Source organism: Streptacidiphilus sp. MAP5-3, from assembly GCF_041262505.1.
Taxonomy (GTDB): Bacteria; Actinomycetota; Actinomycetes; order Streptomycetales; family Streptomycetaceae; genus Streptacidiphilus.
The window spans coordinates 13007-34693 of sequence record NZ_JBGCCL010000008.1 but is presented as its reverse complement, the minus strand read 5'-3'; the positions used below and the strand labels follow the sequence as shown (position 1 = coordinate 34693).

Annotated in this window: 12 protein-coding genes and 1 pseudogene; 9 read left to right on the top strand and 4 right to left on the bottom strand. The window is 66.9% G+C overall.

The genetic code is table 11. The features are described from left to right. Positions 1–14 precede the first annotated feature (14 nt). A pseudogene (locus ABH928_RS14605) lies at positions 15–584 on the top strand (AAA family ATPase); the annotation flags it as partial. A 55-nt stretch (positions 585–639) separates the two neighbouring features. Here the strand turns inward: ABH928_RS14605 and lysS are convergent. After that, complete coding sequence (gene lysS, locus ABH928_RS14600; RefSeq protein ID WP_370066167.1) at positions 640–2307, bottom strand: lysine--tRNA ligase; 1668 nt, start codon at positions 2305–2307, stop codon at positions 640–642. Between the two features lie 590 nt (positions 2308–2897). On the opposite strand from lysS, the gene dcm reads away from it, so the two are divergent. The 6 genes from dcm to ABH928_RS14570 all read left to right on the top strand — a co-directional run bounded on the left by dcm (position 2898) and on the right by ABH928_RS14570 (position 12886). Further along, positions 2898–4937 carry a DNA (cytosine-5-)-methyltransferase gene (gene dcm, locus ABH928_RS14595; RefSeq protein WP_370066165.1) on the top strand — a complete coding sequence of 680 codons (2040 nt, stop codon included), beginning with the start codon at positions 2898–2900 and terminating at the stop codon, positions 4935–4937. A gap of 117 nt (positions 4938–5054) precedes the next feature. Next, entirely contained in the window at positions 5055–6527 is a 1473-nt protein-coding gene (locus ABH928_RS14590) for an ATP-binding protein (protein ID WP_370066163.1), read from the top strand. 64 nt (positions 6528–6591) lie between these two features. After that, positions 6592–9378 carry a Z1 domain-containing protein gene (locus ABH928_RS14585; RefSeq protein WP_370066161.1) on the top strand — a complete coding sequence of 929 codons (2787 nt, stop codon included), beginning with the start codon at positions 6592–6594 and terminating at the stop codon, positions 9376–9378. Beyond that, positions 9375–10385, top strand: coding sequence for a PD-(D/E)XK motif protein (locus ABH928_RS14580; RefSeq protein WP_370066159.1), 1011 nt, complete (start codon positions 9375–9377; stop codon positions 10383–10385). The genes ABH928_RS14585 and ABH928_RS14580 overlap by 4 nt, the downstream gene beginning before the upstream one ends. Beyond that, positions 10378–12387 carry an AIPR family protein gene (locus ABH928_RS14575; RefSeq protein WP_370066157.1) on the top strand — a complete coding sequence of 670 codons (2010 nt, stop codon included), beginning with the start codon at positions 10378–10380 and terminating at the stop codon, positions 12385–12387. Before ABH928_RS14580 ends, ABH928_RS14575 begins: the two co-directional genes overlap by 8 nt. 55 nt (positions 12388–12442) lie before the next feature. Next, the gene (locus ABH928_RS14570) at positions 12443–12886 is read left to right on the top strand and encodes a very short patch repair endonuclease (RefSeq protein ID WP_370066155.1); all 444 of its coding nucleotides are present in this window, start codon (positions 12443–12445) and stop codon (positions 12884–12886) included. On the opposite strand, the gene ABH928_RS14565 is transcribed toward ABH928_RS14570, so the two are convergent. Together ABH928_RS14565 and ABH928_RS14560 are read right to left on the bottom strand one after the other, a co-directional pair. Continuing rightward, positions 12855–14087 carry a hypothetical protein gene (locus tag ABH928_RS14565; RefSeq protein ID WP_370066153.1) on the bottom strand — a complete coding sequence of 411 codons (1233 nt, stop codon included), beginning with the start codon at positions 14085–14087 and terminating at the stop codon, positions 12855–12857. The two genes, ABH928_RS14570 and ABH928_RS14565, sit on opposite strands and share 32 nt — an antisense overlap. Then, positions 14084–16360, bottom strand: coding sequence for an ATP-binding protein (locus ABH928_RS14560; protein WP_370066151.1), 2277 nt, complete (start codon positions 16358–16360; stop codon positions 14084–14086). Before ABH928_RS14560 ends, ABH928_RS14565 begins: the two co-directional genes overlap by 4 nt. A gap of 244 nt (positions 16361–16604) precedes the next feature. Between ABH928_RS14560 and ABH928_RS14555 the strand changes: the two genes are divergently transcribed. Continuing rightward, the gene (locus tag ABH928_RS14555) at positions 16605–17228 is read left to right on the top strand and encodes a hypothetical protein (RefSeq protein WP_370066148.1); all 624 of its coding nucleotides are present in this window, start codon (positions 16605–16607) and stop codon (positions 17226–17228) included. A 37-nt stretch (positions 17229–17265) separates the two neighbouring features. Here ABH928_RS14555 and ABH928_RS14550 read toward each other — a convergent pair whose 3' ends face one another. Further along, positions 17266–17454, bottom strand: a complete 189-nt coding sequence (locus tag ABH928_RS14550) for an AbrB/MazE/SpoVT family DNA-binding domain-containing protein (protein WP_370066146.1) — start codon at positions 17452–17454, stop codon at positions 17266–17268. 1200 nt (positions 17455–18654) lie between these two features. Between ABH928_RS14550 and ABH928_RS14545 the strand changes: the two genes are divergently transcribed. Then, positions 18655–21465 (top strand): dsDNA nuclease domain-containing protein, encoded by a 2811-nt coding sequence (locus tag ABH928_RS14545; RefSeq protein WP_370066144.1) that lies wholly within the window; start codon positions 18655–18657, stop codon positions 21463–21465. The last annotated feature ends 222 nt before the right edge of the window (positions 21466–21687 follow it).

The following is a 21687-nucleotide window of genomic DNA, read 5'->3' as shown; positions in this document are numbered from 1 at the left end:
CCCAACCCGCCCAGGAGGAACGTCCCGTGATCGTCTTCGTCAACGGCCCCTTCGGCGTCGGAAAGAGCACCACCGTCCGACTCCTGGCCGCCGACCTCCCGAAAGCCCTGGTCATCGACCCGGAGAAGATCGGCCACATGCTCTGGTCACAACTCCCCGAGGACCTGCGCGAGGAGGAGTTCGAGCTGGAGCCGACCTGGCCCGCCCTCACGCGCTGCCTCATCGACCAAGCGGCTGACGCCTACAAGCGCACCGTGCTCGTTCCCATGACGATCGCCAGACCGCAGGTGTTCACGCAGATCGTCGGAGCGCTCCGGAAGGACGGACACGACGTCCGCCACTTCGCGCTCCTCGCGGACGCCGACACGATCCGCGACCGCCTGCGCGCGCGGGGAGAGGGCCCCGACAAGTGGGGACAGCTCAGCTGGGAGGGACTCCAGGTCGAGCGCTGCCTCACCTCGCTCGCCGATCCGGCCTTCGCCACCCACGTGCAGACCGCCGGACGCTCGCCGCGTGACGTGGCGGACGAGATCCTCGCCTCTGCCGGCCTGCGCGACGGAACCGAAGCCACCTTGCACCAGTGACGGAGCAGAAACGCGGCGGGGCCGGGACACGAGTCCCGGCCCCGCCGCACGCGCGTTACGCCACGCTCAGCAGCGTGCGGATCCGCTCCTGGCCGAGCGCCAGCAACAGCGTGGGCAGCCGAGGCCCGGTGTCACGCCCGACGAGCAGCGTGTACAGCAGGGAGAACAACCCCCGCTGAGCCGTCTTCAGCTCGGGCGAGGGAGGAGCGTCCAGCGCCAGCCCGGCCTGCAGCTTCGGCACCCCGTAGACGAGCGCCGTCAGTCCCGGAAGGGACCAGTGCTCGTCCAGGCCGTCCAGGAGCAGCTTGATCGACTCGCGCTCGGTCGGCGTGAGCCGCTCCAGGTGTTCAAGGTCCGGTTCGGTACGGACCTGCGTCCGCTCCTCCGAGGGGACGTATCCGGTGATCCATGCCTGCGCGCGATCCAGACGCGGGCGGGCCAGATCCAGGCTCTCCAGCGGCTCCTCCACGGTGAAGTCCCGCAGAATCCGCAGTGTCTGGTCCTCGTCGCCAGTCGTGATGTCGGCGACCGAGGCGAGCGTGCGGAAGGGCAGAACCCGCTCCGTCACCGGCAGGGTCCGTGTGGCCGACCCGACCGAGCGGGCGCGCACGGCCACCTCACCCGGTTCCGCCTGGCCCGACTCGATCTTCCGGCCGAGCGCGTCCCACTCGTCGTACAGGCGGTTCACCTCCTGGTCGAAGGCCACCGTGATCGCCTGGTTCGGCTTGCGGCGCGCGTACACCCAGCGCAGCAGAGGCGCCTCCAGGATCTGCAGCGCGTTCGTCGGCGTGGGAGCACCGCCCGCGGAGCCGCTCATCTTGGCGGAGCCGCTGCTGCCGACGAAGGAGTAGCCCAGGTAGGAGGGCGGCTGGCCGTCGAAGATCTCCCGGACCAGCTGGGAGCCGACGGTGAAGCTGGAGCCGGGGGAGGAGTGGTCGACGCCGCCGGCCTCGAAGGTGACCCCCTCGAAGGCCCAACGCATCGGCCAGTCGACCTTCCACACGAGCTTGCCGCCGTCCGTCCGGTCGAGCTCGAAGCCGTCGGCGTGCCCGCACTGGCAGGTGTACTCGATCCGGGTGGTGTCCTCGTCGTAGGACATGACCGTGGTCGTGTCCCGGCCGCAGACCGCGCAGTACGGCTTGTACGGGTAGTAGTCGGTGCCGACCGTGGCGTCGTCCGCCTCGTCGGCGTCCTCGGCCTCCGACGCTTCGGCCTTCTTCGCGGTTCGGTACCGGCCGAGCACGGCGTCGATCCGCGCCCGGTTCCGCATTGCGTGGAGGATCTGCTCCCGATAGGCGCCGGAGGTGTACATCTGGGTCTGGCTGATCTCGGTGACCTCGACCCCGAGCTCGGCAAGCGCGGCCCGGAACGGGACCTTGAAGTGCTCCGCCCAGTTCTCGTGCTCGCCGCACGGGTCCGGCACCGCGGTCAGCGGCCGACCGATGTACTCCGCGAAGGACGCCGGCAACCCAGCCGGGACCTTGCGGAGTCGGTCGTAGTCGTCCCAGGACAGGACGTGCCGGCACTCCAGGCCGCGACGCCGAAGCTCGTCCGCGACGAAGTGGGGAACCATGATCTCGCGCAGGTTGCCCAGGTGGATCGGGCCGGACGGGCTGATCCCGGAGGCGCACACCAGTGGCGCGTCGGGGCCGCGGCGTTTGCCCTCGGCGATGACCTGGTCCGCTGCTGCGGCCACCCAATCGCCTTGCTTCACGCCAGCCACGTCGTGCCTCCAATGAGAATCGGTCGCTTGGATACCAAAGAGGATAGGGGTTGGTCCGTCTGTTTTCGGGCCCAATAGGAGGCACGGCACTGCTCCGTTCGTCGGCGCACCGTCCAGCGAGGCCGAGCAGGCCCCGACAGCTTGGGCCCCTGATTCTCTGGGTCACAACACGCCCGGTAGCTGGGCTTTCTCCTGGATCAGCACGCAGTGAGCCGCAGTCACACGGTGGAGAAGACCCATGCCCGCGGAGCATCCCGGAGAGCCCTGCGCCGCGGGAGAGGGAACTCGGCCATCAAGGACTCATCGGCAGAATCCGCCGGCCGGAGCGCCCGTGACCGCGGGCTTTGGCTCTCGTTTAGCTGATAAGCGGGCCTCCAGAAGGTCTGTCTCAAGATCCCGAACATCCCTGCCAGATGTCACTGCTGTGCCTTAGGCTCGGCCGGGTCACGGACGTAACGGGGGCGGAAGCAGTGCCGTCGGACCAGTCGATAGCATGTGCGTAGGCGCCGAGCCAGGCGGTCGGTTGGCCGTCTGACCACCGATTCTCCTGCCCGGATTCTTGCCCTCACCAGCAGTTCCGTGATCTCCTGGTGGTCGTTCCTGTCGTCGGTGTGGAGGTTCGTACGGTGGCCAAGCAGGTCTACGGCGTCCCTCTTGAGCGGAGTGACTACCTTCCGCTCCCGGCGCACCAGGACAGCTGCAGCCGCGAGCGCTTCCCCGAGTGGCTCGAATCGTTCGGAGCCGACAAGCGCTTCGCCCTTGATCTTTTCTCCGGCGCGGGTGGGCTCAGCCTGGGGCTGACCCGTGCCGGCTGGACCCTTGCCGCGGCGGTGGACCACAGCGGTCCTGCTCTTGAGACCCACGCCGCCAACTTCCCGGGCATGAGCCTCGACGTCGACTTGGGCGATCCGGCTGCGCTGGAGGAACTGCTCACGTTGTTGCGGCCTGCACGCGGCCGTATCGACCTGGTCGCAGGCGGTCCGCCCTGTCAGCCGTTCAGCCGGGCAGGGCGCAGCAAGATCCGCAACCTCGTCGAGAACCACGGGCGTAACCCCGTTGACCTCCGCAAGGAGCTCTGGCGGTCGTACCTGCGCATCATCGAGGAAGTGCAGCCTCGCGCGGTGCTCATGGAGAACGTGCCCGACATGGGGCTCAGTGACGACTTCCGAGTGGTCCGGTTCATCGAGCAGCGCCTGGAGAACGCCGGGTACGCAACCCAGGTGCGGCTCGTGGACGCCTGGCGATACGGCGTGCCCCAGCACCGTAAGCGACTGATCCTCCTGGCCCGCAACGACGTCGAGGAGTTCGACTGGGAGCCCGACCAGGATCCTGTCACTCTCAGCGACGCCATTGGGGACCTCCCGCCGCTGCTCGTCGCCACGGACGAGTACGCGGGCAGCCGCCCTCACATTCTGCCGACCGAGCGCGTGGGTGTCCGGCGGACGCCGTACACGCCGTCGCCGACCCCGTCCGCCTTCGTCGGCAAGATGCGCGAAGGCGTGGAGCAGGACGAGTCGGAAGACGTCGTGTGGGATCACATGACTCGACGCGTGCGGAAGGACGACTGGGAGATCTTCTCGACCATGGAGTCCGACACGCTGTACTCCCACGTCGACGAATCGCTCCGCCGTTACCGGGCCGATAGCTTCACCGACAAGTACAAGAAGCTCGACTGGGCGCAGCGCAGCCGGTCCATCACGGCGCACATCGCCAAGGACGGATACTGGTACATCCATCCGGACCAGAACCGGACTCTGACAGTCCGGGAGGCGGCGCGCGTCCAGACGTTCCCCGACTGGTTCCGGTTCGCCGGAACGCGCAGCGACGCCTTCCGCCAGATCGGCAACGCAGTGCCACCGCTGCTTGGCGAGGCAGCTGCCAAGGTCCTGCGTCCCGGGCCCGGAGAGACCCCCGAGGGCGGTCTGAAGTCCCGGTGGAGCCAGGTGCGCAGCCAGCTCGACGAATGGGCCACACAGCGCCGACGGTCGGACGACTGGGTGCACCTCCCTGGTCGGCACCTGTCCCAGCTGACGGCCGCGGTCGTGGCGCTGCTCTCCGGGACGCGTCTGCAACAGGCCCAGCTTGAGGCCCTTGCAGACCAGCTCCGCGGTGTGAAGGTGCTGTCCGCGCAGAAGGTCGACACCCTGAAGGAGCTTGCCCCCTCTCCGGCGGCGCGCGCCCGAATGGAGCGGCTGGAGGCGGTGGTCGGGCTGAAGAGGATCTGGACCTCCCGTGAGTACCAGGACGAGGTCGCCAGCCGACTGGAGATGAAGCCTTCTGAGCAGTCGCTGTTCAAACTGCTGAACGGCGACGACGTGCTCTGGATCGGGCAGGGGGCGCTCCGCGTCGCGGCGCGTCTCAACGGCAGCGACTCGGACCGCACGAACCGACTGAGTGACGGGCGCGTCGATCTCGTACGAATCATCGGCTCGGGGGACAACGCCCCCCTGCGTATGGCCAGCCTTCGTCTGATCGGCAACACGGTCTGCCAGGCCCGCAAGCCCGCATGCGACAGCTGCCCTGTGAGTTCCTTCTGCCTGGGGCAGGAGAAGGACTCCGCGGAAGCCCAGGATGCCTCAGGTGGCGACGAGGGAGATCCCGTGGCCAGTGAGAATGCAAGCGTGAGCTGAGTCGCCATCGACGCGGGTGAGGGCCTGGCGCACACGGGAGTCCGTGGCGCGAGGCCCCGCTGCGGGATTCGCGAGAAGCTGGGAATTCTGGTCCGGTAGAGGCGAGGTAGACGACACGTGACCTACGAATTGGCTCCTCCGGAGCCGGCCGGACTCATCGCCACGCTCAGTTCCCTGGGGTACTCGCTGCCTGCCGCCGTGGCGGACCTCGTCGACAACAGCATCTCGGCGGAGGCAACCGGGATCGACGTCGAGTTCACCTGGTCAGGTTCGGAGACATGGATCGCCGTGTCTGACGACGGGACGGGAATGTCCCCGGCCAAGCTGGTGACGGCCATGACCGTGGCGGCCCGTGGCCCCCAGACGGAGCGGTCCGCGGGAGACCTTGGCCGGTTCGGGGTGGGGCTGAAGTCCGCCTCGTTCTCACAGGCGAGGCAGCTTGTCGTCACCTCGTCGGTGTCGGGGGCCTGGCACACGCGCTGTTGGGACCTGGACCTCGTGGAGTCGACGGGCCAGTGGCGGCTGCTCAGTCAGGTCGACGACGAGACGGAAGCGATCCTGACGCGCCTTCGGGCCAGCCGGCAGAAGGGCACTGTCGTCCTTTGGCGGCGGCTCAACGGGTACTCGGGCACGTCCGAGCGTGACTCGCGGCTCCAGAAGCAGTTCTACGCAGAGGCGAGGCGCGTCGAGGAGCACCTGGCCATGGTCTTCGCCCGGTACCTGACCGGTGTCGGCAGACGCCAGTTGCGGCTTTCGGGTACAGCGGTGAAGGCGTGGGATCCGTTCCTGACGCACCATCCCTCCGTGCTCCGGCTCCCGCCCGAACGCCATCCGGTCAACGGTGGCGAGGTGAAGATCGAGGCGTTCGTCCTGCCGAGCGCCCAGCGCCTCACTGCCTCGGAGCACGAGCACGCCGGGGGCCCGAGCGGTTGGCTCGACCAGCAGGGCTTCTACGTCTACCGCCGTGACCGACTGATCCTTGCCGGGGACTGGCTCGGACTTCGGGGTATGCGCAAGGAGGAGAAGTACAACCTCGCGCGGATCGCGATCGACGTCCCGGCCGAGGCCGACGTCGAATGGAGTGTGGACGTCCGGAAGTCCAGCATGGTTCCGCCCGTCGCACTGCGCCCGATCCTGGAGCGCCTGGCTCGTGCGACGCGGGAGCGAGCGGCCGACGTGCTGAGACACCGGGGGTTGGTCGCCGCCCGAACCCACGGGGACCCTCTCGTCTACACGTGGGTGGTCAGCAGGAGCGACGGTCGGCTGACCTGCCGTATCAACCGCAGCCATCCACTGGTTCAGTCCGTACTGAAGGCAGGCGGGACCGATCCCGCGCGGGCGCGTGCACTCCTGCGTCTCCTTGAGGAGACCGTTCCGGTAGCCACGTTGCGGGTGATGCACGAGACCGACACCGAGGACGATCCGGAGCCGTTCGGCGGTCCGGCGGGCGAAGCGGACGCGGACGTGACCGAGGTCGCCCAGCAGATCTTCGAGTCGCTGGTGGCCGGCGGGCGGTCACCCACCGCGGCCAGGGACAGGCTTCGGACGCTCTCACCCTTCGACCAGCTCCGCGGCTTCTGGAGTTCGTGAACACAGGCCGCTGGTCGACCGTAGCCTTGCAACCGACATCATTCGACCGATCTGGAGGCCGACCATGGGTGACTCTCCTGACGAGCCCCTCAGCCGGGCCATACGGCTCGTGCGCGGCTTCCTGGAGCACGGTCGGCAGCCGACCCAGGACGAGGTCGAGGACGCGGTCAACATGGTCTTCGGCATGTTGGCAGGCAGGGGCGAGCAACTGGACCGCGCCGAACTGCTCAAGGAGGTCGAGACCCTGGTCACCGTGTTCCAGGAGCGGTCCCTGGGACTGTCGGACCCGAAGGGGCACGAGGCGTGGCTGCAGGAAGCGAAGGTGGACCGCTCCTGGGACTTCTGGGAGCGGTACCGCTGGTTCCTTGAGGACGTGAAGAAGCTCCCCCTCTCGGTGGTGCACCGGCTGGACCAGACGACTGACGACGTCCTCGGCCAGTTGGAGGACCCGCGTCGCCAAGGACCCTGGCGACGAAGGGGTCTTGTGATCGGGCAGGTCCAGTCCGGCAAGACGGGCCAGTACATCGGACTTGGAGCCAAGGCGGTCGACGCCGGCTACCAGTTCATCGTCGTGCTTGCGGGCATCCACAACGACCTGCGCAGCCAGACGCAGCTCCGTATAGACGAGGGCCTCCTGGGCTTCAACACGCAGTACCAGATGCGGGCCAACGAGCCTGGACGGATGCGCGCCATGGGCGCCGGACGCATGCCGCTCCAGGGGCGCAAGAGGCTGGACATCGCCTCTCCGACCAACAGCCGCGAGGACGGGGACTTCGGGCGGAAGGCCGCGGCGACCATCAACTTCCCGCTCGGTCGCTTCCCCGTGGTCCTCGTGGTGAAGAAGCACTGGCGCATCCTGGAGTACCTGCGGAACTGGGCAGTCGACGTGCAGGGGACCGAGCTCGCCGACGGGGGAAGGATCGTCCAGGACATCCCGCTCCTGGTGATCGACGACGAGGCAGACAACGCTTCGATCAACACCGTGAAGGATCCGGACGCCGACCCGACGAAGACGAACCAGGCGATCCGCGAGCTGCTCAACTCGTTCGAGAAGTCGGCCTACGTCGGCTATACGGCGACACCCTTCGCCAACATCTACATCGACCCCGACGCAGAGCACGAGAAGGCCGGCGAGGACCTCTTTCCCGAGAGCTTCATCCGCAGCCTTTCCCCCCCGTCCAACTACCTCGGCCCTGAACGGGTTTTCGGGCTCCGGGTCGCGGACGACGACGAGCCGGACATCGCGCCGCTGCCCCTGGTCCGGCACGTTCGGGATGCGGAGAGCTGGCTTCCCCTGAAGCACAAGGCCAGTGCGAACGCGAAGGGGGAGCCGCCGGCGTCTCTCCGGGAGGCGGTGATGGCGTTCGTCCTGGCCTGTGCCGCGCGGCGTGCGCGAGGCCAAGCCCGAGTGCACAACTCGATGCTGGTGCACGTGACCCGCTTCACGCGGGTACAAGGACAGGTCCACGAACAGGTGGACGACCTCCTGCGTCATCTCCGTGACGTCCTGCGCGACCGCTACGGCCGCGGTGCCGAGTTGCTGGCGGAGTTCCGCCAGCTGTGGGAGACGGACTTCGAGCCTACTACGGACTGCTTCGCTGCTGACGAGGCGCTGCCCCTGACCTGGGAGAAGGTGGAGGCAGAGCTCTCGGACGCACTGAAGAAGATCATTGTGAAGTCGATCAACGGCACCTCCCAGGACGTGCTCGACTACCACGAGCACAGGAGGATCGGCCTGTCAGTGATCGCCATCGGTGGCCAGAAGCTCTCCCGGGGCCTCACCCTGGAGGGGCTCACTGTGAGCTACTACCTCCGGTGGGCGAACACGTACGACAGCCTCTTGCAGATGGGCAGGTGGTTCGGGTACCGACCCGGCTTCGAGGACCTCTGTCGTCTGTACACCACCACCGAGGTGCAGGCGGCATACGTCGAGGTCACGTCGGCTGCGGACGAACTCCGGCGCGAAGTGGAGGAGATGTCCACCCTCGGGCTCACCCCTCGGGAGTTCGGCCTCAAGGTCCGCGCCTCCTCTCTGGGCCTCATGGTCACCGCCGCCAACAAGATGAGCAACGGCAAGCGTGTGCTGCTCAGTTACTCGGGGGAGGGGCCAGAGACCGTCATCTTCGATCTCGGTACCCAGGCAGTGCGCCACAACCTCCAGTCCCTTGAGCAGCTCGTCAGGCAGCTCGACGCCCTCCGTGCTCCTGAGGTCGACGGCCGGAGCGGGACCGTGACATGGGCCGGCATCAGCCCGGACCACGTAGCCGCCTTCCTGGCCGGCTACCGGGCCGACCGGATGGCGCAGCGCGTACGTCCGCGTCTGATCGCGGACTACATCGAGCAGTGCGCCCGGAACGGCGAGCTGGGCAGCTGGACCGTCGCACTCGTGAGCAGCTCCCAGGCCACGTCCACCCTGTTCGTCGGGGGCCACGAGGTGGGACCGGTGCGACGGGGCGCCCTGAACGACGACTTCCGCAGCGAGGGCCGGTACACCATCCGACGCGTGCTCAGCCCTGTCGACGAGCAGCTCGGCCTGGACGACAGGCAGGTCCGGGCCGCGCTGGAGGAGACCAAGGCCGAGGCACGACTCAAGGAGCGGCCCAAGGAGCCGAAGGAGCCCTCCGGGGTCTACCTGCGTCGTCAGCGGGATCCTGGTCAGGCACTTCTGCTGCTCTACCCGATCATCGTGGCCGCCGAAGCAGGCAGCGAGACGAGCACGCCGACCTATCTCGTCGGCTTCCAGGTGAGCTTCCCCGAGTCCGAGCGCCACGTTCGTACGGAGTACATGGCGAACGGCATCTACCTGCAGGAGGACATCTACCCGCTCGACGCGGGGGAGGACGGGGAGTGAGCGTCACGGAAGAGGACTGGAGCGAGCTCGAGGTACCGCAGGTCGCGCCGGGGCGCTCCTTGCGCCGGCTGTATCCCAACTCGCCGGTCGACATACACCTGTCGGTAGGCCATCCGGACGGCGACCGGATGCTGGTCATCTCGGCCGACGCACATTCGGCGGGACACGTCGTACGGACGGTCCAGCACCTTTCGCGGACTGCGGGGATCGAGATCCAGCTCAACGCCGTCTCCCGCGTTGAGTACGAACTCAGGCTCGTACTCAAGGCGGACGAACTCCGGGAGGTGTTCAACCCGTTGGTCGCCGACGTGGCAGAGACGGCGGGCCTCGCCGCCGACGCTGCCGGGGCGCTGTCCTCGGCGGTCGAGCGTTATGAGCGTTGGCAGGACCTGCTTCGGACCGTGGGCAGTACGGGACTGACGGCAGAGGTCCGTCGTGGCCTTGTCGGCGAACTCGTCGTCCTGAGAGACAGACTCCTCGACGGGCTCTCGGACCTGGAAGCGGTCGAGGCATGGACCGGCCCTGGAGGTTCGAACCAGGACTTCCAACTGCCCCGCGCCGCGCTGGAGGTGAAGACCAGCACGGCGAAGCGTCCACAGACGCTGCTGATCGCGAGCGAGAGGCAGCTCGACGGGACCGGGGTACCTGCCATGCTGCTCTGCCTGGTCACGTTGGACGAGCGGCAGGGCGGCACGGGGCAGAGCCTCAACCAAGTGGTCGACAGCATCCGCCACAGGCTCACGAGCTCCACGGCTCGGGCGCGGTTCGACGGGCTGCTCACACGGGCCGGCTACCTGCCGGGACAGCGTGAGCTGTACGACGAACACCGATACACCCTGCGTGACATACGCTTCTGGCACGTGCGGGCCGGATTTCCCCGGCTGGTCGAGTCCGACCTGCCCGAAGGGGTCAGCGACTGCCGCTACCACGTGGCGGTCGGCAATCTGGAACAGTACCGAGCCACAGACGACGAAGTCGCGGCGCTGACCGGGGGAAACGATGGCTGAGCAGGACCTGTCCGAGTACGCAAGGAGCCTCGTCGCGGACGTGCAGGCGACGGCGGAGGCGGAGGGTTCGACGACCCATCCGGCGGTCTTCACCGCTCGCGTCCTCTACGACCTGGAGCAGGCGGGGGTGCTGGAGAACCCCTTCACGGCGTACCACTCCGGGCGGGGGTTCGAGGTCTACGGCTACGGTGTCAGCACGGACGGCACCACGCTGGACCTGTTCGTCACGGAGTTCGATCTCGCGCCGCTGGACCGCAAAGCGACCAAGGCGCAGATGGACGCGGCCTTCAAGCGGCTCCTGGGCTTCGCCAGGCGCTGCCGGGAGGGTCTGAAGCAGTACATCGACGAGTCCTCCGACGTGCACGACATGTGCGAAGCGGTGGACAAGGCGCTGAGCGAGGTAGCCCGGATCCGCCTCTTCTACCTCACGAACAGGATCTGCACCGCCTCCGAAGTTCCGCCGACCGACTTCGACGGCCTGCCGGTGAGCCGTGAGGTGTGGGACCTCGCACGGCTGCACCGGAACGAGACGTCCGGGTCGCTCGCGGAACCCATCATGGTCGACTTCGACCCGCCGCTTCCGTGCGTGCTCACTCCGAGCGACGAGCCCGACCACTCGGTCGTGCTCGGAGTGATTCCCGGCAGCACACTGGCCGACCTCTACGAGTCGCACTGGACGCGACTGCTCGAACTCAACGTCCGTTCGTTCCTCCAGGCGCGGGGGAACGTCAACCGCGGCATCCGGGAGACCATCCTCAAGGCGCCCGGCCGCTTCCTGGCCTACAACAACGGCATCACGGCCACCGCGACGGAGGTCCAGTTCGTCCTGGACCCCGAGGGCCGGCCGACTCACGTGAGCGGGGTCCAGGGCCTCCAGATCGTCAACGGGGGGCAGACCACTGCCTCGCTGTACTACGCACGGGCACGTGACCGAGCCGACCTGTCCCAGGTACAGGTCCAGATGAAACTGACCAAGGTCGCGCCGGAGCGCCTGACGGACATCGTCAAGCGGATCTCGGAGTACTCGAACACGCAGAACAGGGTGACCCAGGTCGACTTCAGCTCCAACGACGCCTACCACGTGGACGTGCAGCGCTACACCCGCTCCCTTTGGGCTCCTGCCGCCGAGGGCAGCAGCCAGGAGACGCACTGGTTCTACGAAAGGGCCCGGGGGCAGTACACCGACGAACTGACGAAGGCCCAGACTCCCGCGCGCCAGAAGAAGTTCAAGCAGATCAACCCCCTAAAGCAGAAGTTCACCAAGGCCGATCTGGCCAAGTACGTGCACTCCTGGGAGCAGCTGCCCCACTTGGTGGGTCGAGGGGCTCAGAAGAACTTCGTGGAGTTCACGATCCGGCTTGCCGACGATCCCCCCAAGGTCGACGTCCAGTACTGCAGGCGAGTCATCGCGATGGCGATCCTCTTCAAGGCCGTCGACCGAATCGCGGGCCTCCACAAGGCGGCCAGTCACAAGAGCCTGGTCACGACGTACACGATGGCCAGGCTGTCGCTCGCTGTCGACCGACGTATCGACCTGGACCGGATCTGGCACGAGCAGCGGGTCTCGTCGGCCCTGGAGCGGGCGATCGACTCCCTCTGCCCCTTGGTCATGGAGGCGGCGCTCAGGCCGCTGCGCGGCAACAACGTCGGCGAGTGGGCGAAGAAGGGAGACTGCTGGGACGCGGTCTCCCGGGTGTCATGGACGGTGCCCGAGGAACTGGAAGCCGAGCTCCGGGACGCTCCGCTGCACGCGACGAGCCTGTCTGCTGGAAGCGACGTGGTCACGGAAGGGACAGAGGCGGAGCTTCTCGCTGTTCCTGTCGACGAGTGGTTCGCGATCGCACGCTGGGCGAAGGAGACGCATAACCTGGACCCGTGGCAACGGCAACTGGTCCAAGCGGTGGGCCGGCGCAGGGAACTCGACGAGAAGGTGCCTGCGACCCAGGCGTCCCAGGCGCTTCACACCCGGAACGAGGCGTTGGGGCTCGGCTTCAGGCCGTAGGTTCCTCCGTTGCAGGACCTGCAGTGACCAGGTCGGCGGGCTGTCAGGAGGTCGCGTGACAGGCTGGGTGAGCACCGACAAGAGCGCGCACCTGAAGGGGCGGCGTTCCCGGGACACAAGTCCCGAAATCGCCCTACGACGTGCTGTGCACCGACTCGGGCTCCGCTTCCGTCTGCAGCGCAAGGTGGCCCAGAGGTGCACCGCCGACTTCGTCCTGCCGCGGCACAGCGTGGCTGTCTTCGTCGACGGCTGCTTCTGGCACGGCTGCCCGGCCCATGGCCCCAGTACCTTCCGCGGCCCCAACGCGGAGCGTTGGGCCGAGAAGATCGCGGCGAACCGGTCCCGCGACCTGCGCAACACGGCCGCTGCCGAGGCGGCGGGATGGGTGGTCGTACGGGTATGGGAGTGCGAGGTCCGGCGGGACGTAGAGGCGGCTGCCCGTAAGGTCGCAGCCGCCTGCACGCGTCCTACGACGTCGGTGCCGACTGGGTCTCGGTGACGCCCGGTCGTGCATGGGGAACCGCTGGTGTCGCTGGCGCCGGCTCAGCGGTGAGGAGGTTTGCGAGGCCGGTGAAGTCGATGTCGGGCGTGCCGATACGACCGACCGTGCGGCTGTGCGCTGTCAGAAACGCCTCTGCGAACGGGCTGTCCAGAGTCGCGACGCGCTTCCATGCGCCTGACCCGAGGTGGCGACGGATGTCAGCCAACGGGACGGAGCTCACGTCCTCGAAGTCGACCACCAAGTCCGGGATGTTCAGGTACTTCGGCAGGACCCGGTACCGGTTGTGATCAGTCCTGAAGATCCTGTGCAGCGCCTGCTGGTTCTTTTTGTTCCGGGCGTTGTCCCAGGTCTTGAACGGAGCGGACTCCCTGATCTGGGCAGCGCGCGCAAGTCGCACGAACTCGACCTTCGCCTGTCGGCCGCTGGCGCCTTCCGCGACAACCTGGTCCTCGTACAGGTCGCAGGCCGGGGTCAGTACCAACCACCAATGGCCCTCGTCCGTGGTGATCAGGTCGGCGGCCGTCAGGTGGGGGGTGACCGGGGGGTTGAGGTAGACCCGAGCCGCGGACGAGTGTGTGACCACACTTCCCCCGCCGCTTCCGATGACGCCGTCCAGCTCCTGGACGGCGCTCTCCTTCAACCACGCTGACAGCCTGTGCACCAGCACGAGCGCAGTCTCGCTCATGTCCGTCGTCGCCATCTGCTCCCAGTTCGGCGCGATGACGTCCCGGAGGAAAATGCTGAGCTGGCGGTTCAACAGGTCGCTGATGAGCCGGGTAAGGGCCGGCACTCCACAAGTGAGCCCGTCGCGCACAGCCTGCGTGACCTCGTCCAGGCGGTTCTTCGCGACGACCTGGATGAGCGGCGGAGCCGCCAGGTCCTCGACCTGTCCGGGCACGGCAGTGCAGAAGACGACGGGAACCCATCGGATCCCGGCAACCCTCTCGTAGAGGGCCCTTCCCCGAGTGAGGCTGTCGGTCGCGGTGCTCTGGCCAGAGCTGTCGCGGACGTCGAGGATGACCAGATCGAAGTGCTCGTCCCTGAGTCGTGCCTCTGCGTCGTCGAAGCTTTCCTCGATCTCACACTGGATCGATCCGAGGTCGCTCAGCTTCCTCTTCAGCATCTTCTCGAGCTGTGCCGCCAAATCGTGCTCGTCATCCACGATGAGCAGGCGCAACACCGACTCCCCCGTAGTCACCCGACACTCCTTCTCAGTGTGGCCCTGAAGCACGCCCCAGGGAGTGGTCCTTCGGACATCAACGCGAGGTGCCCGTCGTAGAAGTCCTGGACGACGCTCCCGGCGATACTCAGTCCCAGGCCGATTCCGTCTTCCTTGTCACTGAAGTACGTGTCGAAGATCAGGTCTCTGATCTCCTCACGGACTCCCGGCCCGCTGTCGCTGACCGTGATCTCAACGGAGCCGTCCGGCAGGCGTCCCGTGTCGATCTGTACCCGGCGCTCGTCGTTGTCCTCCTGGGTGGAGAGCCAGAAGAGAGCGTTGCCGACGAGGTTCACGATCACCTGGTTGACGTCGCCGGGGTCCATGGTGACCACGACGTCCTGGCCCCCAACAGAGAGGTCGACGTTCAGCTTCTTGACCTCGCCCTCGTACACGGAGACGGCTTCGCGGATCGTCTCCTGCAACGAGATCTGCCGAGGACGTCCTCGACGCCGCCCGCTGAGCGGCTGTATCCGTGTGAACAGCCGGTCCAGCGCCTTCTCCTGCGAGGCGAAGTCTGCATGGATGCTGCGAAGCTCCTGCCTCAGGGAGGCATGTTCTGTGGGGAGGCCCTCGACCAGGTAGTCCAGCTCTTGGAGGACGTAGGCTATGCGCGTCAGGGCAGAGCGACCGTCATGCAGGACGACGTCCACAAGCGTTCCGAGCGTCGCAAGTCGGGAGAACTGGGAGAGAATCTCCTGGACCTTCTTGACGCTCTCGTTGATGGTCTCGGTCGCCTCGTCGAGGGCGCGCCCGAGGACGGCGTCGTCCGCGTAGCGCTCTCCGACCACCTTGCGCAGAGGGTCCAGCGTGAACGAGCTGAAGACCCCGTGGCCGTGCTCGCCCTCAGCGCCTGAGTGCCGCATCCCGCTCCCACCTGGAGCCGTCGGCTTGCGGGGGTGCCGGACTCGGTACCGTTCGGTCTCCAGGGCGGACACCGCGGTCGTGAGGACCTTCTTCAGGTCCTCGTACTCCTTGCTGTCGATGAGCCCTTCCCGGTGGGAACGGTCCTGGAGACCAGGATTGCCGTCGGCAGTGATGTAGACGAAGCCAGCGACCTGGTTGTTGGAGAAGCGCATGGTCGGGTTGTTGACACGGCGCTGGTCGAACTCCAGCCAGTCGTAGCCCGGCTCGCCGAAGGGCTGGACGCGGAACCCGTCGCGATAGAGGGCGACACCGCTGTTGCCACGGATGAGCTTGCGGACCTCGGTGATGTTCCGCGCGCCGACGTCGAGATCTACGATTCGACGCAGGGACTGTGCTTCGAGGTCCCACGCCCGGATGTCGACCTCCAGGGGCCCGCAGGTGGGTTTCACTGCCTCATTCGGCAGTCTGAGGTCCACCTCGGTCGCGGTGTCCTCGGAAGCGAGATACAGCGTGAACCGGCCCTTCCCCTCGGCATCTACTGCGCCTGTCAGACGGTAGTCGGGGTGTGCCAGGGCCTCGCTCGCGGCGACGAATCCGGAGTGGTGTTCGAGCTCTCCAGGAGGCAGCTCCAGGAAGATTGCGAAGTCCGGCGTGTCAGCAGCGCTCAGCTCAGTCGGAGCAGGCGGGGGCAGCAGCCTGGAGAGCGATCGCTTGAGCAGCGTGACGGTGTAGTCGTCCCAAGTCTGCCGCAGCCCGTTCAGCCTCATCAGGGTGCCGTGCGGCGACCCGCCGCCACCCCAGGGGTTGCTGACGCGGGTGCTCGCGGTTCCGGGACCCGCGCCGTACGTCTCCAGGAGCTCGTCGAGCAGAAGGTCTGCCTCTCCCCAAGGTGCGAAGACCGAAGGTTCGCCCACACGCCAGTTGACGGGGACTTGGTCGAGATACGACTCCCCTTCGACGAAGTCACCCCAGTTGATTCGGAGGCTGACCTCCGAGCCGTCGACACGGCGAGTGGTGAGTTCGGTAACCGAGGCGAGGCGAGCTGCGGAGAAGCGACCGATGCCCTTGGCGCCGAGGACGCGTCGTCCCAGGCTCTCGCTACGGGGCGCACGTTGGCGGAACGAGGTCGCGATTTCCAGCCACGTGCCCCGCACCGTGTCCGGAGACATGCCATGTCCGTTGTCCCACACCTCGATGGAACCCTGGCCCTCGACGAGTGGGCCGATGAAGCGGATCAGCACGAGGCTGGCGTCAGCGTCGTAGGCGTTCTTGACCAGCTCAGTGAGGGCGACACGCTCGTTGCTGATCAGTTCCTCTCCGAGGGTGCTCATCAGGCGAGCGCGCGGCCGCAGGTACACCTCGTCGCCGCCAGCGTCCACGTACACCCCCGCAGGACATTCACACCCATGTGCCTCCCGAATGCAGGGAGTTGTCGCGGAGTTTACTCCGCTTCCGAGCCGTGGATCCCGCCTGTCCGCCGACAGGCGCCGGCACCGCATGCGTGTGCGATGACCTGCTGGGTCCTGGCCTTGGTCCTGATCGCCGTTGCCGATGGGTAGCGCGCCCGCCGACGGCCGGAAAGCAGTGGAACGTCTGTCGCCTGTCGGTGTTGTCCACAACGATGGCCGCATGATCCCTGAATTCCGCGTGGACGTGGACCTCGACTACGACCTCGAAGCCCTCCGAACCGACCTGGACGCTGAGGACGTAGTCGAGGGTTTCACCGAGCACCACGAGTACGAGTGCATGGGGCTTCCCAGCTGGGATGACGCCTTGGACTGCCTGGCCGAGGAGGGATCTCTTCTGGCCCGCGCAGAGAAGTCAGATGCCGCGGACGGAGTAAGGGTTCTCCTGGACGAGCTGAGGGAATCCGACGACATCGGCTACGCCGAGCTCACAGGGATCGTGTTCAGTAACAACGACCCAGGGGTGGCCGGCCTCAGCACCGCGTTGAGCGCCGCCCGTGTTGCCACCTTCTACTCGTGCTCCGCGGGCGGTAACCATCATGCGGAGTACCCGATGGTCGGCGCCGTCCCGGACCGGGCCCGTGCCGAGCTCCTCGTGGACCTGATCCGGAAGAGCGGCTGTGGGGTCGGCCAGACGTACGGCCGTTGGTACATCTACAGCCGCTCTGTCTGGCAGACCCACGCCCTCGCCAAGGCGATCATCGACTCCCGTGAGCTCTTCGACGTGATCCCGGCCCCGGCCTGGACCGACGGGCTCCAGGAGATGCTGGATGACTGGGACGGTTAGACGGGCTCGTCCCCAAGCAGCGCGGCTTCTCGGGGACTCACAGGGGGAGTCCGTGCATCAACGAGTCGACAGCGTCGTCAAGGCGCCGTAGGACGATCCGACCGTCGCCCTGGGCGACGGCTAGCAGGCGCTCACCTGCCGCAATGCCCGCCTCGGCCAGGACGCTCAACGGCAGAACGACTGCTCCGTGCTCGTCGACGTCCACTTCGGACGCTGTAGGAGTCATGGGCTGAGTGTCGCAGCTCGCGCGCAGACGAACCTCCATACCGAGCGATGCGTGAGCGACTGTACCGGCACAGGGATACCCGCGGTCGATGCCTCGACCGCGGACGGCACCGAACTACCGCCATCGCCTAGGTCCAGTACGAGGTGCCGGCCTCCGGCCTGGATGAAGGTTCAGGGGAACGTAGCGAGACCACTCCCGCGGACAGCTAGGACCAGGTGTTCTGGACCATCGACGCGGACCTCAACCGGGATCTCGGAACGCCGTTCGAGCGAGGTGCTCAAGGGTGCCGTGACCTCATGTTGATCACTGAGGGGAAGACCGCCCGCCCCTCCGTCAGGCAGAGGCGGCTGGACCCATCAAGGGGATCCGGAATTTGGCTCAGGGAAGTCCAGGCGGCTCGTACGAGTCCCTCCAGCTGCGGGATCGAGGTGCTGTGAACGGCGCCGCGAGATCGGCTCTCCTCAGCGCGGCGGAGTTGCCAGTCGCCGTCCCGGGTTCGGCGTCGAGCGTTGAGCGGAGGCCGAAAGTGCAGCTGAAGTAGGTGCTCCAGCGCGAGTCCGCACACGGTCAGTCCAACCGTCTCGACCGCTGTACGCTCCGGGGCCGTGAGCTGCGTCAGTAGCTTCGGCCACTGCACGACAATCACTCGTTCCCACAGTTCCGGCGGAACGGTGTTGGCTAGGTGGTGGCTCTCCCCGATGGGAAGGTCTCGGAGACGGCGTTCGGCTTCCTGAGTCTGGCCGACGTAGGCGAGACCTGTTCCATGCAGGAAGACGCCGTAGACGACCGGCCCCCTGACCGGAGGCGCTTCGTCGCCAGCCCCCGATGTAAGGAGGGCGCCGACGGTGTGGGCAAACCTGAATCGGCGGTCTTGCCATTGACTCAACTCGGCGACCCCGCTGGTCAGAGACCGCAGGGCGGAGCGCCACTGGTCGTAGGCCTGATCAAAGCTCGTATCCACCACGAATCAAAGTCTGCCCGTACCGATGCGGCACGTCGCCCAGGCACGGTGCACCATCGGCGGGGCCGTGCTCCAGTGGCGAGTCAGCGCGACTGCGGCGACCGGCCGCGTTGTTTCACCCGGACCCTTCATGGGCTGTCGCAGAAATCGGATTGAATGTCGGCATGAGTGCTCCGGACGCGGTACGCATGCAACTGCCCACAGCCTCAAGGCCTGTCGACCCGGGAGGCGAGGCCTCCGTGGACCTCGCTTATGTGCCGGCCCCGGACGACACCGGTGCCAAGACCGGCGAGCGGTTCGAGTTCCAGACCCAGGCTGCCCTGCATGCAGTCCTGGGCATGCTCTGTGGCAACGACGTGGCGCACGTGACCTGCGAGCACTTCGAAGACTTCCTGACGGCGCGGAGGGTCCGTGGTGGTCAGGACGGTGACCTCCTGTGGGAGTTCTGGCAGGTGAAGTCCCGTGAATCGGGAATGCCTTGGGGCCTTGGCGACCTACTGGGAAGCAAGGCGCTGAAAGCGTTGTGGCGCACCCATCAGGCGGTTCGGGGCCGCGGGCACTCGTACCTTCTCGTCGTCGGCGTAGAGGGGCAGCTGAAAGAGACGGAGGACGTCCGCCTCCTGGCCTCCGGACAGGCCGATCAGCACCAGAGCGTGCTGGACAGGGTCACGGGACGGCTGAAGGCCTCTTCGGATGAGATCGCGGCATTTCTCCGACTTGTTCGGGTCCGGGCCCTGCCTTCTCGGGGCGAGCTGCGTCTGCGCAACGAGTCGATCTTCTCCGAGCGCGGGTCGCATCTCCAGGTCCAGGAAGTGCGTTCGCTCTTCAACAGGCTGGAGGAACGCATCAGAGAGGCGATGCGCGGCCATGCCGGCTCTTCGTCGCCCGTCGATGCCACCGAGCCAGCCCCCGGGGACGGCGTTCTGCGTCGGCGACTGTCCGCCGACAACCTGTCCGATATCTGGCTCGCGCTCAGCAACCCGTATCTCCAGGACTTCTTGCATGCGAGCCAACGCGCGATCACCCAGCATCCCTATTCGGGGCTGACCGGTACAAGTACCCCTCCGCTCGACAGCATCTACACACCGCTGCGCCTGCGCAGGACACCAGAACCGGCTTCGGCGGACGCCATCGGGACCCGAGACCGAGTCGGCCTCGGGAACGACCCCGTGGGCTTGGTGCTGGCAGAGGCTGGCGGCGGCAAGTCGAGCCTGTTGCGGGCGATCCAGGCCGAGCAAGCAGGGTGTTTGCTCCGAGGGCAGCCCGTGGCGTTCCTGGCCGTGTTGGTCCCGGCTGCGGCAATCCTGGACGGTGCACTGCCGAGGGCCGTCGCATCGGCCGCCTCGGCGGAGTTGGCGGGACACGGACTGATGCGTGATCTGCCTGCCGAATTCTTCCGCGCACGCCCCGTGCCGGAGGTCGACTGGTTGGTCTTGGTCGACGGCTTGGACGAGATCACCGACGAGGAGAGCAGGAAGCGACTGCTGGCTCAGCTCGCACTCCTGGCGGCTGAGCCCGATTGCGTCCACCGTTTCGTGGTGGCGAGCCGGATTCTCCCCGACCAAGAGCTGGAACTCGCAGGAAAAGGCGTTCCGCGCTACGAAATCCTGCCCTTCGACGGAGACGGTTTGGTCGCCACGGCGCAGGCGTGGTTCGCGTGGGCCGGCCTTCCAGATGCCGACGACAAGGCTGAGCAGTTCCTCGTCGCAGTCGAGTCGGCTGGACTGTCCGGCTTCGCTAGCCGTCCACTGCTAGCAGCGATGTTGTGCCAGCTGTACACGAAGGCCCCGGACGAGAGACTGCCAGCAACCAGAACGGAACTCTATCGCCGGTTCACTGAGGCCTTGATCGCGCGTATGCAAGACAGTGGCCTCGTCGGAATTCGGCAGCAGGCGGAGTCAACGTTGCGGCGCTTCGGCCTGGACGCCATGACGCGGGGCGACGCGTTCCTCGATCGACTGCCGCAGTGGATCGACCAGTTCGCAGCTGACTGGAGGGTGCGTACGGATCGGGACTGGGCGTCTGACCTGACGGCGATAGCCATGGGAGAAAGGCCAATGGCCGTCCCCGAGGAGCACTGGAACCGCTTCGTTGTTGCGGTACTGCGTCGCTCGGGGTTGCTCACCGGCCCGGCAGGCCGACTTGAGTTCGCCCACCGGACCCTTCAGGAGTACTGCGCCGCTCGACACCTCGCGCAGTACCCAGAGCGCCACGCCGCAGAACTCGGCCGGCAGCTCGAGCTGTGGGGGAATCCCTATCAGGACGACAATCCCTGGAGTTCTCCGCTGCACACCGCGTCCTACATCGGATTCCTGCTCGACGCTGGAGTCCGGTCATCGATCGACGGACCCGAGACGCTCCGAGGGCTCGCCGTCCCAGAGAACATCCGCGGATGCTTGTTGATCGCGGAACTGTTGACACTACGCGTCCTTGTGGGCGATTCCTGGGCCCATGTCGTCAGAGCTGCCGCGGATGCCGCCGCAGAGGCCAGTGAGAAGCCTGACGAGGCCGACGAGGAGTGGGTAGACGAGCCGCGCTCACGGGTGCTCGCCGCCGAGGTCTTGGTCGTGCTCGACCGAGAGCGCGGCCTGGACCGGCTTGAGTCACTGGCTCGGGACGAGGACACAGACTGTGACTTCAACGAGGACCCCAGCCACCCCGGCCTGAGCCCGCGCCTGTTGGCGGCAAGCCGCGTACTGGACGAAGACACGGCCCGTGGAATCGACCTCTATGTCGAGCTCGCTGCCGACGACTCGCTCCACGGAAGCGTGCGCATCCGGATGGCAGAGCAGGTCGCCGAAGCGGACGATCCACGGGCCGAGGCGGTTCTCGAGGCCCTGGCTTCGGCGGATCTCTACTTCGACGACCGTCTCCTGGCTGCGACGTACCTAGCCGCTTTGGCGCCCGACTCGGCGGCCGACCACCTGTACGCGCTGATCACCGAGCACTGGCAGGACCCGGACTGGCACGACTGGTGTCCGGAAGCGATCGAGGCGCTGGCTGAACTGGGCGATCCGCGAAGCCAGGAGTTTCGGTTGGAGAGTTCTTAACGGTGCTCACCCTCATCCGTGCGAAAACCAGGTCCGCCACGTGCCGCCCTGGTCCTAGATCAATTCGGGCAGAGCCATGCCGCACCGCTCTGGCTGATCCAGGATGGAAGGGTTCGGTCGCGCCCGGCGCGGCTGAACCGGGAGTCCATGCGTGAGCGATGCGTGAGCGGACGTGCCAGCACGAGGCAACTCAGAGTGGATACCGCGATCGGCCGCGTGGCG

Bases quoted from the DNA above. Each gene is read 5' to 3' on its own strand.
- ABH928_RS14585 (WP_370066161.1), top strand. From the start codon at position 6,592: ATGGGTGACTCTCCTGACGAGCCCCTCAGCCGGGCCATACGGCTCGTG.
- ABH928_RS14575 (WP_370066157.1), top strand. From the start codon at position 10,378: ATGGCTGAGCAGGACCTGTCCGAGTACGCAAGGAGCCTCGTCGCGGAC.
- ABH928_RS14555 (WP_370066148.1), top strand. From the start codon at position 16,605: ATGATCCCTGAATTCCGCGTGGACGTGGACCTCGACTACGACCTCGAA.
- ABH928_RS14550 (WP_370066146.1), bottom strand. From the start codon at position 17,454: ATGACTCCTACAGCGTCCGAAGTGGACGTCGACGAGCACGGAGCAGTC.